Below are 11,807 nucleotides of genomic sequence, written 5' to 3' on the forward strand. Positions count from 1 at the left end.
GGCTGGTCGAGCGACAAGCTGCATTGCAGCAATGCGGCCCTGCCACCGTGCAGGCATCACGCCATCACGGCCCATGCTCCTCATACTGCGGCAGGTCATCGGTGATGGTGAACCACGGCGCCTTGGAGCCGACAAAGATGTGCATGGATGGCCGGATGGAGGGCACGTCGATCAATGTCCCCATCGCCACATGCACAAACGCGCCATCACGAACGATCGAATAGAGCAGCGAGCCGCACGCCTTGCAATGCGTGTCGTTGGCGTCTTCCTCGCCGAATATCAGCAAGCCAGGCTCGCCCTTGGTAACGGTCAACTTGTAACGCTCGATCCCCGCAAGCGGCTTGAACGCCGAGCCGGTCGTGCGTCGACAGTTCGAGCAATGACAGTTGGCCGCATAGAGAAATTCATCCGCAACGGCATAGCGAACCGCGCCGCAGTAGCAACCGCCCTCGAGCCGACGCGCCGCGGGATGTTTACCGTTCGTCATAGGTGCACCTTTCGCGAATCAGTGCCGTACTTTACGCCCTGGGAGAGCCTCCTGCGCGAGGCTGGCAAAGCCGATCAGGTGCCAGATCAGGCTCACCGACACTCTCCTTCCCGCATCCATATCGCTTATTCTGAACACCTCAGCAGCGGGGGCGCGAGATGCAACCAGGACTACCTGCATTTAGCAGACGGATAAGGTCGGCGAAAGTTTTCGCATTTGCGATGGTCATGGGAGGCGTGGCGCTGCTCGCAGCATGCGATGCACTTGCCGTAGAACCCATTCGTCCTGGCCAGGAATCATCTCTCATACGCGCCGTTTTCGCCGACCGGCACCTGTGGCTCCTTTCGGATGCAGGGCAACTATCGGCCATTGCAGATAACGGTGACGAGCGCGTTCCCTACGACCTTTCGACACCCGTGCTCGATCTGTGCGCAAGCGATGGGCACCCTATGATCATGACGGGTGGTGATAATCGAACCTGGGCGTTACGCCGCTGGACCAACCAGGCGTGGTCGACCGTGAAACAAGTCCCCACGGTGGGCGACGACCTGATCGCCCTTAGCTGTGCAACGGAAGCCACGACACTACTGACCTCAAAGCGCCTGATCGAGATAGGCCAGGACGGTCAGCTTCATACCGTACAGCTAAGAGGAAAACTCCCTCCTGGCATCATCACCGCCATCCATCGCCAGGGAGACCATATCTTCGTCAGTATCAATGGCGGGGAATGGGGCGGAGGCCTCAGCCGTATCGATGGGAAAACCGGGGCGGTTGTATCCATCGAACGAAACGACAGCGGTGAGCTCTGTGGAGGCCCATTGAATAGCGGCTGCGACCCGGGTAATGGGATCGCCGCCGAGCCGTGGAATCCCCGCTGCTTTGCCGTTGCCGTTGGGCTGGTTCATATGATGATGCACGGCCGCGTCGTCGAAATCTGCGGTGAGAGCATTCGACCGCTCTACACGAAAGCGTTCGTATCCGACGGCTGGGGCTTCATGTCAAAACGCAGAAAGCCACCATCGGAAACCATCGCATTCTTCGGTATCACCTCAAGCAACGGTAGCTTGTGGGCCGTCGGCGCCGACGGCTTGTACCGCATTGATAGCGACGGCAAAACCACCATCACGCCCCTACCCGCCTTCAAAACCATCGATCACATCAAGGTTAGCTTCAAGTATCCGCAGCTGATCCTGGTGATGACCGACGTGAACCAACGGCGTTCGTTGAGCGGAAGCGTACCGATGCTTGTGCCACGTTGAGAGCGCCAGACCAGGCAGCAACCGATTGTCTATAAGTTCTTTACCGGCCATGGGCAAGCGCTCCAGATACCGGCCCTCGATTCGCAAACTCATCAGGATGAATACGATGCAAGAAACATCGAAGCTTGAAGACATCCCGGTACCGGTCAAGCTGAAACTCGCTGGCCTTTGGACCAGCCTGATGTTCTGCTACATCTATGGCGACTACTTCGGTCTGTTCCAGGCCGGTAACCTGCAAGACATGCTGCAAGGAAAGATGGGCCCGCTAGGTCCGGCAACACAAGGTGTGCTACTCGGAACGTCGATCCTGCTCGCCGTACCCGCCCTGATGATCTTTTTGTCGCTGGCATTGAAGCCGGCCATCAACCGCTGGATGAACATGGTGCTCGGCGTGTTCTACGCCCTCGTCATGCTCGTTTCCATGCCAGGATCATGGTGGTTTTATCTGTTTTTTGGCGTGATCGAGATTGTCTTGTCGCTGTTGATTGTCTGGCATGCGTGGAAGTGGCCAAGACGTGCTTGAAAAACGTCACCGCATTGCGACTTCAGCAAGCAGCCATTCCTTGAATGCCACGACGGGCGCAGCGTTTTCGCTCTCCCTCCGGTGAACAAGATAATAGGCAAGCTCACAGGCTTGAGCTTCCCGGAACGGACGAACAAGACGTCCCTCAGCCAGATCACGTTCAACCAGCGCGGTCCTGCCGAGCGCAACGCCATTTCCGGAAATAGCCGTCTGAATCGTTGCCGCCGAATCGTTGAGCTGCAGTCCGCGATCGCAGTCGACCACCTTGTCGTATCCCGCCTTCCGAAGCCACGAACGCCATGTGGGGAAGATCCCGAAGCCGCTCATGGAGATGTCATGGATAAGCGGATGGTGTCGCAACTCACCCGGGTCCTTGAGCGGATGCTTGCCTTTCATCAGCGCGGGGCTGCAGATCGGGAAGAATTCGTCCCGCAACAGGAAGGTCGAGACCAGGTCCGGCCAGATACCTGCGCCGTAACGTATACCTGCGTCCATGCGCTCGGCGGTGAAGTTGACAAGATGCCTGCTGGTGTCGATGCGCAGGTCATAATACGGATGCTGCTTTTGAAAGGACTCGACACGCCAGAGTAACCATTTATCCGCGAACGCCGGCGGCACAGTGACGGTGAACACGATGCGCGATTTGCTCGCTTTCAGCCGTTCCACCGCCGTGGACAGCAGATCGAACCCGCCCTGCAAATCCGGAAGGGCCGATCTTGCCGCATCGGTCAGCGTCAGGCGGGAGGGACCGGAGGTCGAGCGATGAAAGAGTTCGATGTCGAGATAGCTCTCCAAGCCACGGATCAGCTGGCCGACGGCCGCAGGCGTCACATTCAGTTCCGCTGCCGCTGCGGCATAGCTGAGGTGTCGGGCGACCGCCTCGAAAGCACGCAACGCATTGAGGTTATTTGGTGCTCGCATGGCTAACGGCGAAAACCCCAGGAGTTGAGCGGATTCTGTCAACGGCCCCGCAAGCGGTCAATCGCGGGGCCGTGAGGTTTTACATCCTTTCGGCGCTAGATTTGCGACAGGCCACCATCAACCACCAACTCCGTACCCGTGACGTAAGACGAATCGTCGCTTGCAAGAAAGAGTGCCGCCTTCGCAACTTCGACCGCTTCACCGAAACGCTTGAGCGGTATCGCAGCGACCAGCGCCTCACCCGACTTCTTCAGATCTGCGTCGGGAATACCCATCTTGCCTGCGAAAGGCGTGGCGATCGGGCCTGGGCTGACTGCGTTGACGCGAATGCCACGGGGCGCAAGTTCCGCACCCAGCGAGCGAACCAGCGAACGCACGGCCGCCTTGGTCGCGGACAGGATAGAAAGACCCGGCTTACCCACCGTATCGAGGAACGAGGTAGTCACTACGACGCTGCCGCCATCGACCATATGGGGAGCTGCTTTTTGGATGGTAAAGAACAGCCCCGTGACATTAAGGCCGAACTGTTCGTCGATCTGTTCTGGCGTTACAGCTTCGAGTGGCGCGGCCGTACCGGCGCCCGCATTCGCGAAAACGATGTCGATCTGACCGTGCGTTTCGACAACCTCGGCAATCGCCTTGTCAATTTGAGCCGGGTCACGTAGATCGGCTCGTAGCGTCATGGCGCTATCGCCGAGCACGTGGCCTGCTTCCTTCAAACGCTGCTCGTTGGTGCCGATGACGACGACCTTCGCTCCCTCTTCGCGAAAGAGCTGTGCGGCGGCCAAGCCGATGCCTGACGTGCCGCCTGTGATGACGGCTACCTTGTTTGCGAGTTTCATGGTGATGCTCCTACGGTTCGATGTGGATGGATTGACATGAACTTAAGGAGCAGCGCTGCTTCCTGTGGCGTAACTATCGCCGCTGGCAATCGCCTCGACAAACGAGAAGATCTGCGGCCCCGGAATAGAAAAACTATTCGCCTATGGCGGCGACTCGATCGGCATGGACAAAGCCGGGCTGAAGGGGGCGATAAGAGGATCACCCGTTCTTTTTAACGTAATTACTTACGAATGCGCGCAAACTCGCACCGAGCCTGGTGCCCACCGAACCCGCCGAACCGTTTGCCCATGATCACTGAGCTACTTCAACGCTCCGATGCCTTCCATGAGCATTTGGAGGGACTGATTCAAGATTCGCCGCCCATCCACTTGGGTCAGGCCCGCTACGCCATCAGCGCAGCCAATGCCCTGGTATCGATCGAGCATGCCATTGCAGCTCGGCAATGCTTTGGAAACGTCCTTTATCAATCCGCAACGGCACTGATTCGACTTCAGTTCGAGGCGCTCGTTCGAGGCGCATGGGCTCTATACGTCGCTACCGATGAGTTGATCGACGTGATGAATGCACCGCTCGACGCGGCCGCCGATGAAAACGCGCGCAAACTCCCTGGTGCAACTTCGATGCTAAAAGCATTAGTGGGGCGCGCACCCGCCGGCCTTACGGACCCGCTGGAACATTTTTATTCGTCCGCCTGGCACGGGCTCAACTCCTACGTGCACACCGGCATCCACCCCATTCGGCGTCGCATCGAAGGCTATCCGATGGAGCTGGCAGTGCAGCAACTACGTAACGGAAATGGCTTGCTGCATCTTTCTTATCGATTGCTCGCGGGATTGACGGGCTCCAATGAGCTCATGGCAAAAATGACTCACGCCTGGAAAGCCCACTCAACCTGCCTGCCTATCGGGGTTGCTGCGTAGCGCCTGAAGACCGCGCGGCACCGCGATACGCTTTGGGCGAACTGCCGGTTACGCGTTTGAAGGCATTGCTGAAGGCACTTTCGGATGTATAGCCAAGCGACCCGGCGATAACCGCCACGGGAGTTGTCTCCTCGCGCAACGCGCGCTCGGCAAGACGTATACGCCATTCGATGAGATAGGCCAGTGGTGTAACGCCTGCGATGGTTCTGAAGTGCAAAGCGAATGTCGTTCGCGACATGGCGCATGCCCCGGCCAGTTCGTCGAGATGCCAGGAACGAGCGGGATCACCGTGCATCAAACGAAGCGCGGGCGCGATGCGTGGATCGCTCAATACTCGCAGCCATCCGGCGGGCATGGGACCGGTCGTCTGCAGATGGGCGCGCAAGATCTGGATAAAAAGAAGCTGCGCGATATGCGCCGATGCCAGCTGCGCACCAGACAGCCCAGTGGCCTGCTCCTCGACAAGCTCATGGAGCAGCCACCGAAAACTGGCCGCCTGGGGTGAAGCGGTTGGCACGCGAATCCATGGCGGCAATACATCCGCCAGCAGCCGACCGCTCGCCGGATCAAGCAGCACATGGCCACCAATGTGAGCGAAGTCGTTGCCGTCGCCCAGTGTCGCGGTCGTGCCGCCTGCAGCGGCAAATACAACCATGGCGTCGAGAGGAGCCACACTCGGATCACTGGCCAGAACAAACGATCGCTTCGCCGCCAGAAGACCGACGTCACCCGTTTCAAAGCGAATGGGCTCTGCTTCACCGTCGATGCTGACCCAGCAATGGCCTTTTACGATGGCAAAGAATTTGATCTTGTCCGGCGCGGGAAATCGGATGGCCCATGAGCCACCGGCCCTGAAGCCGCCGGTTACAAGCGACTCGGCGTTCGTGAGTTTGAGAATGTCGGAAAAGGGATCGGCGCTCATTTCCGCACTATCGCGCAAGTAATACGCACCCTCAAGCATTCACAATCCGGATGCCCCACCCTAACCTGCTCACCCGTTCGCCACACCACTAACGCCGGCGACATCTGAGCGGACCTGTTATGACATTGAACAAACGACGGCTTGGCGGCCAGGGATTGGAGGTTGGGGCCATCGGCCTTGGCTGCATGGGCATGAGCCAGTCTTACGGCCCGGCGGATGAAACCGAATCGATCGCGACCCTGCATCGTGCCATCGAGCTCGGATGCGACTTCTTCGACACCGCCGAGAACTACGGTCCATTTACCAATGAGGCGCTTCTGGGCAGGGCCTTCAAGGATCGTCGCGAAAAGGTGGTGATCGCCACCAAATTTGGTTCGCGTTTTGAAGGCGACAAGATCGTCGGCATGGACAGTCGGCCCGAGAATATCGTGAGGGTCGTCGAAGGCTGCCTGCGCCGTCTTCAGACCGACCATATCGATCTGCTCTACCAGCACCGTCTTGATCGAACCGTACCGATCGAAGACGTAGCCGGCACCGTCGGCGATCTCGTCAGACAAGGCAAGGTTCGTTACTTGGGCCTTTCCGAAGTGGGCGTCGCCAATCTCCGGCGTGCGCATGCGGTACATCCGGTCTCGGCGCTGCAAAGCGAGTACTCGCTTTGGGAGCGCAATCTTGAGCCCGAGATCATTCCTGTCCTGCGTGAGCTGGACATCGGCCTGGTGCCTTTTTGTCCGCTCGGACGCGGCTTCCTGGCCGGTGGCGTGAAGCGCGCTGAAGAGTATCCCGAAGGGGATACCCGGCGAATCGATCCGCGCTATCAAGATGCGAACTACGACGCCAACGTGAAAGCGGCGGAGATCGTGTTCGACATGGCGGCGGACAAACGCGTGAAGCCTGCACAGATCGCGCTTGCATGGCTGCTGCACAAGGGCAACGACATCGTGCCGATTCCAGGCACCAAGCGTCGTGCGTATCTGGAGGAGAACGTAGCTGCGCAGGCGATTCGGCTCGATCTCACCGAGATGCAGAAGCTCGACGACGCGCTGGTGACGGGGGCGATCTCCGGAAACCGCTATGCCGACTGGATCATGGCGACGATCGACCGCTGAACGGGCATGGCTGCAATCAACAAGAACCTCAGGAAATCACCATGAAAGACGAACTGGTGCTGGTGACTGGTGGAACCGGCTTCATTGCACAGCACTGCATATTGGCACTATTGAGTCGTGGCTATCGGGTGCGGACGACCGTTCGCGCGCCATCGCGAGAAGCCGAAGTCCGTGAGAATCTCCGCGTTGGCGGGGCTGAGCCGGACGACCGCCTGTCGTTTGTCACCGCCGACCTCAGCGCCGATCAGGGTTGGGCGGAGGCGCTTGCCGGTTGCTCTTACGTGCTGCACGGCGCCTCTCCAACACCATCGGGCGATCAGGTTCGCGAAGAGGATTGGGTCAGGCCCGCCGTCGATGGAAATCTTCGCGTGCTGCGTGCCGCGCGAGATGCCGGCGTCAAGCGCGTGGTGCTCACCTCCGCCTTCGGTGCTATCGGTGTCGGGCACAAGCCGCTGGATAGGCCGTTCAACGAAACAGACTGGAGCGATCTGGCCGGCAACGTCGCGCCGTATCAAAAATCGAAGACCCTCGCCGAACGAGCCGCCTGGGAGTTCGTTGCCGGTGAAGGGCGCGGGCTTGAGCTGTCGGCGGTCAACCCGGTGGCTGTCCTTGGGCCCGCTCTTGGTCCGGACTATTCGCACTCGATCCGAATCATCAAGAGCCTGATGGACGGCCAACCTGGTTGTCCCAAGATCAATACCGGCGTTGTCGACGTACGAGACGTGGCCGATCTGCACCTGCATGCCATGACTCATCCCGCCGCCAACGGCGAGCGCTTTCTCGCGATCTCCGGCGAAAGCATGTGGATGAACGACATTGCAGATGTGCTGCGGCGGCGCATGGGGGCAGCGGCAGGCAAGGTACCGACGCGTGTGCTGCCCAATTGGCTGGTGCGGCTGATCGCGCTTGGCAATCCGGCCATGAAAGGAATCGTGCCATTGCTTGGCGTGAACATGAATGCCACGGGCGAAAAAGCCAGACGCCTGCTCGGCTGGAACCCACGCCCGCGCGAAGAAGCCATTGTTGCGACCGCGCAGAGCCTGATCCAGCTTGGTCTGTTGACGTAGAAACATGTGCGACGTCAGGGCGTATTCGCACCGAACGCCGGGAAGGCATCAGAGGTCGTGGAACGCACCCAATGATGTCTCTGACTGCGTGAGGTCCTCACAGCGTTGATCGAGTGCTGCATACGCTTGTGCAAAGCGTTCGTGGAACGCCTCATAAGCAGACAGGCTGAGCCAGCGATCTATCGTGACGTACCGCCCTGGCCGATCCTTGTCTTTCAGCAGGCGGGTTTCGATGAAGCCCTCCGCTTGCTTGAACAGACGCACCCATGTTCCTTCCGGGCCGTAATGTTCAACGAACTGCGCCTCGTCCTTTGGGTCGACCAAAAATTCCCACAGGCAGGTATAGCCGGTCATGCGCGCTCTTCCCAGGCAAAATCATAGAAAACTCGCAGCCCATTGCCATCCGGATCGGAGGCCGTGAACTCGTAAAGCTTCCACGGCTTCCGCTCCGGCGCACCGACAATCTTCGCCTGACTGTGCGTCCATGACTGATACAGCGCGTCGACCTCTTCACAACTTGAAAGGTTGATCCAGATGACTACAGGCTTGAGATTGCCATGGACCTGACGGAAAGCGCCGTTGGTCAGAAATATACGGCAGGAACCACGGGAAATGCCTGCAATTCCTCCTTCCTCGTCCCCGCCCCAGTCCAGCTTGAACCCGAGGCTTCGGCAGTAGTAGTCGACCGCCACGCGAATATCGCTCACCGGGATTTCGGGGATGGCACTTGGGAAATCGGCGGTCATTTCCATTCTCCGGGTGGAGGCACTACGGCCAGGCGCTTGATCATAGGCACGCAGGCAAGACTTACACCAAGCGACGACTCATACACGGCCGTATCATTACCTTCGAAGCCCATCGCTCGATAGAACGGCGCGGCATTCAGCGTGGCATCCAGGTGAATGTCCTCAAGCCCTTCGCTGATCGCCAGGCCTTCCAGATACGCCATCATGGTGCGCCCAACGCCACGCCCCATGTATTCGGGCTGCACGAAAACCGCGTCGACCTTTCCCGTGGCGAGATCGATCATGCCGGTGCCCACGATGTGCTCTGCCGTGACCGCGACATAGAACTTATCGGCCACGCGTCTGGCAAACGTTTCGGACATCTCCCCTGAAGTCCATGTCTCGATATCCTGCCAGGGATAGTGGTCACGACATCGGGCGCGAATTGCCTCGCGGCGAATCGCGAAAATCGTCAACGCATCCTCGGTGGTCGCCTTTCTTATATGCACGACGCTGCCCCAGCTTCTTCCGATGGATCCTTTTACCAAAAGTACGCGCATCGAGTCGAAACCGGGTGCCATGGCTTTCGCGGACCCTATATCGAGCAGACACTCGCGACAGGTTGGCTACCTGTTTTCCAGCCAAAAAGGAGCCCGCCACCGGCGAGCCCCTTTTTAGCCGACTGCGTCGATCTCGGCAGGCTTCAAGGCCGCGCTTCCAGCACGATGTTGAAAGGCGTTTCCGCGGCACGACGGAAGCGACGGAAACCACCGGCATCGACGATCACCTTGCGCAGGCGAGCCTCGCCGGCCTGCGCGCCGAGTGCCGGACCATGGCGGGCGAGCGACACCGGGACGCAGATCATCGACGATGCCGCGTAATACACACGGCCTACCGGGTTGAGGTTGTCCGCCGTGTTGTCGCCGGCGAACGGCTCGACGACCATGCAGGTGCCATCCTCCTTCAAGGCATCTCTTGCATGCCGGGCAGCGCCATCGGGATCGGCCATGTCGTGCAGGCAATCGAAGAAGGCGATGAGGTCAAAATCATGGCCTTTATAGTGAGAGGCATCCGCCTGCTCGAACGAGGCATTGACCACCCCAGCCGCCTTCGCCCGCTCGCGGGCAACGTCGATCGACGGCGCGTGATAGTCATAGCCGACGAAATGCGATGCGGGAAACGCCTTGGCCATAAGCACCGTGCTGGCGCCGTGCCCACAACCAATGTCGGCCACCTTCCCGCCGCGCCCAAGCTTGTCGACGACACCGTCGAGCGCCGGCAACCATGCACCCAGTAAATGGGAATTGTAGCCGGCGCGGAAGAACCGTTCGGTGCCATGGAACAAGCAGGGATGATGTTCACCCCACTCCATGCCGGCGCCGCTGCGAAAGTTATCGCGCACGCGCGGATAAGTGTGGAACAACGCAAGCGCAACCTCGTAAGCACCTGACAAATCGACCGGGCCGGCGGGATCGGCGAGGCATGCCGCCTGTTCGTCATTGAGCCGGTATTTGCCCGATGCCGCGTCGTAGTCGACGTAGCCGCCAGCGGCCTGGTTGCCGAGCCATTCGCGCGTGTAGCGCTCGTTGGTGCCGGCACGTGCCGCCAGTTCGGCAGATGTCAGGGATTCTTTTGACAGTGTCTTGTAAAAACCCAGCTCGTCGCCGAGCAGGACAAGCACTGCGCTGAATGCGGCGCCAAGGTCGCCGACAGCCTTACCTAGAAATGCATTGAGTCTTTCTTCGTTGATGGACATGAGCACGCACTCCGCAACCCAAGGGATCGGTGCGGCGGATCGTCAACGGTTCCGGCCGGCCGCCAGGCGCGGAACCGGAGACGTCTTCCTGCCGGCGGAGGGTCTCCGCTGCGGCCGAGGCTTGAAAGGCTCAGGAGGGCAATGTCCTGCCCGAAGCCGATGAATGCGTCATCGGCGCATCGTTTGGAACGATGGCGGGCATGAAACATAGGGACTGAAGTATAGCCCCTGCAAAAGGATCGGGCGCAAGAATTTGCACACCCTGAAAGTGAAAAGTCCCCGAATAATCAGAGGCTTGGAGGGAGAAGGCATAGGATCAGTATCTTCTCAAAGGCCCGTACTATTTTGCCTTGGCATGAGGTGTATCCGACCATAGGAAAGGGTCGAGGTAAGGCGACCAAGGTAAGCAATTCTCTTAAGGGTACGACGGTCGCGCCGAAGTACCAGAATCCCAATGACCCTTCTCAAACGTGGACTGGTCGTGGACGTCATCCTGTAACGCATCGGAACGGGTATAGGCATAAATCAGATCTGCGTCGGTAAAAAGTGCGTCATGGTCGCTCATCGCTTTCTCTCTTGGTCATTGCTGGCCTGGAACAGGCAGCAGGTGGAAACTGCTGCCGATGGCAAACCCATTGCCTGCAATGAGGCACGGTCAAGAGAGGAAGAGAGGAACTGGTGCGGGATAGAGCGAAGCTACTGACTCGGGTTCCGAACGACTCTTGACCGGACAAGCCGAATGGAAGGCCGCTTTTAGACAAAAAGAAGCCCGCTCGAAAGCGGGCCTCCTTTTAGTTGCTGGGTGTCGCTCGATGGTGAAACCCATTGCTGCAAACAGGCAACAACTTACTTGTGCTGCGCGTCATCGTTACAAGCGAAATGCTCTTTTTTCACTTCGCGGAAATCTTTCTCAGACACCACGTAACGTTTTGACTTGTACTCAAAAACGCCTTTCGCATCTACAAAGATTGGTTCACCAGACTCAAGGAGGAAACCCCTAACTCGAAGGTCGTCGAACGTTTTGTCTGTCTCGTGCGACCGTCTCAAAAGATCAGCCAAAGACCCAGCTTTTGTGACAGTACACGTTTGCTTGGAGCCATCCACAAAGTCTGACTTCTTTACCGGATTGTAAGTTTCCGTCGAGAACGGAATTAAATCGGCTCGCCCGCCGTTACCCGGCTCGGATGCTTGTAGAGCCCAAGCGCTCCCTGAAAGCGAAGTCACAACAAGCAAGAATGCTGCACATAGTTTCATGGTTTTCCCCAACAACAGAAA

At 58.7% G+C, this 11,807-nt stretch carries 15 protein-coding genes; 6 read left to right on the top strand and 9 right to left on the bottom strand.

Annotation, left to right across the window (positions count from 1 at the left end):
- Positions 1-64: 64 nt before the first annotated feature.
- Positions 65-487, bottom strand: a complete 423-nt coding sequence (locus ACZ6WW_RS19750; RefSeq protein WP_281851920.1) for a GFA family protein — start codon at positions 485-487, stop codon at positions 65-67.
- A gap of 236 nt (positions 488-723) precedes the next feature.
- Between ACZ6WW_RS19750 and ACZ6WW_RS19755 the strand changes: the two genes are divergently transcribed.
- Positions 724-1,746, top strand: a complete 1,023-nt coding sequence (locus ACZ6WW_RS19755) for a hypothetical protein (RefSeq protein ID WP_465275717.1) — start codon at positions 724-726, stop codon at positions 1,744-1,746.
- A gap of 106 nt (positions 1,747-1,852) precedes the next feature.
- A complete protein-coding gene (locus ACZ6WW_RS19760) occupies positions 1,853-2,269 on the top strand; it encodes a DUF6326 family protein (protein ID WP_465275718.1) in 417 nt (138 codons plus the stop codon).
- A gap of 6 nt (positions 2,270-2,275) precedes the next feature.
- On the opposite strand, the gene ACZ6WW_RS19765 is transcribed toward ACZ6WW_RS19760, so the two are convergent.
- Positions 2,276-3,190 (bottom strand): LysR substrate-binding domain-containing protein, encoded by a 915-nt coding sequence (locus ACZ6WW_RS19765; RefSeq protein ID WP_465275719.1) that lies wholly within the window; start codon positions 3,188-3,190, stop codon positions 2,276-2,278.
- Between the two features lie 95 nt (positions 3,191-3,285).
- Entirely contained in the window at positions 3,286-4,032 is a 747-nt protein-coding gene (locus ACZ6WW_RS19770; protein WP_465275720.1) for an SDR family oxidoreductase, read from the bottom strand.
- 288 nt (positions 4,033-4,320) lie between these two features.
- Here ACZ6WW_RS19770 and ACZ6WW_RS19775 point away from each other — a divergent pair, with 288 nt between their 5' ends.
- Positions 4,321-4,953 (top strand): DUF6988 family protein, encoded by a 633-nt coding sequence (locus ACZ6WW_RS19775; RefSeq protein WP_465275721.1) that lies wholly within the window; start codon positions 4,321-4,323, stop codon positions 4,951-4,953.
- Here the strand turns inward: ACZ6WW_RS19775 and ACZ6WW_RS19780 are convergent.
- Positions 4,934-5,875, bottom strand: coding sequence for an AraC family transcriptional regulator (locus ACZ6WW_RS19780; RefSeq protein WP_465275722.1), 942 nt, complete (start codon positions 5,873-5,875; stop codon positions 4,934-4,936). The two genes, ACZ6WW_RS19775 and ACZ6WW_RS19780, sit on opposite strands and share 20 nt — an antisense overlap.
- Before the next feature lie 119 nt (positions 5,876-5,994).
- Between ACZ6WW_RS19780 and ACZ6WW_RS19785 the strand changes: the two genes are divergently transcribed.
- On the top strand, positions 5,995-6,984 hold the full coding sequence (locus ACZ6WW_RS19785) for an aldo/keto reductase (protein WP_465275723.1): 990 nt from the start codon (positions 5,995-5,997) through the stop codon (positions 6,982-6,984).
- A gap of 41 nt (positions 6,985-7,025) precedes the next feature.
- The gene (locus tag ACZ6WW_RS19790; protein WP_465275724.1) at positions 7,026-8,051 is read left to right on the top strand and encodes an SDR family oxidoreductase; all 1,026 of its coding nucleotides are present in this window, start codon (positions 7,026-7,028) and stop codon (positions 8,049-8,051) included.
- A gap of 48 nt (positions 8,052-8,099) precedes the next feature.
- Here ACZ6WW_RS19790 and ACZ6WW_RS19795 read toward each other — a convergent pair whose 3' ends face one another.
- From ACZ6WW_RS19795 to ACZ6WW_RS19810, 4 genes are all read right to left on the bottom strand, one after another.
- Entirely contained in the window at positions 8,100-8,405 is a 306-nt protein-coding gene (locus ACZ6WW_RS19795) for an antibiotic biosynthesis monooxygenase family protein (protein ID WP_465275725.1), read from the bottom strand.
- The gene (locus ACZ6WW_RS19800) at positions 8,402-8,797 is read right to left on the bottom strand and encodes a VOC family protein (RefSeq protein ID WP_465275726.1); all 396 of its coding nucleotides are present in this window, start codon (positions 8,795-8,797) and stop codon (positions 8,402-8,404) included. Before ACZ6WW_RS19800 ends, ACZ6WW_RS19795 begins: the two co-directional genes overlap by 4 nt.
- The gene (locus ACZ6WW_RS19805) at positions 8,794-9,357 is read right to left on the bottom strand and encodes a GNAT family N-acetyltransferase (protein ID WP_465275727.1); all 564 of its coding nucleotides are present in this window, start codon (positions 9,355-9,357) and stop codon (positions 8,794-8,796) included. The genes ACZ6WW_RS19800 and ACZ6WW_RS19805 overlap by 4 nt, the downstream gene beginning before the upstream one ends.
- 122 nt (positions 9,358-9,479) lie before the next feature.
- A complete protein-coding gene (locus ACZ6WW_RS19810; RefSeq protein WP_465275728.1) occupies positions 9,480-10,532 on the bottom strand; it encodes a class I SAM-dependent methyltransferase in 1,053 nt (350 codons plus the stop codon).
- Positions 10,533-10,892: 360 nt separating this feature from the next.
- Between ACZ6WW_RS19810 and ACZ6WW_RS19815 the strand changes: the two genes are divergently transcribed.
- Positions 10,893-11,075: an H-NS histone family protein gene (locus ACZ6WW_RS19815; protein WP_465275729.1), complete on the top strand. Its 183-nt coding sequence runs from the start codon at positions 10,893-10,895 to the stop codon at positions 11,073-11,075.
- 303 nt (positions 11,076-11,378) lie between these two features.
- On the opposite strand, the gene ACZ6WW_RS19820 is transcribed toward ACZ6WW_RS19815, so the two are convergent.
- The gene (locus ACZ6WW_RS19820) at positions 11,379-11,786 is read right to left on the bottom strand and encodes a hypothetical protein (protein ID WP_465275730.1); all 408 of its coding nucleotides are present in this window, start codon (positions 11,784-11,786) and stop codon (positions 11,379-11,381) included.
- Positions 11,787-11,807: the final 21 nt, after the last annotated feature.

The sequence above is a fragment of the Dyella sp. NPDC103356 genome (assembly GCF_055584465.1).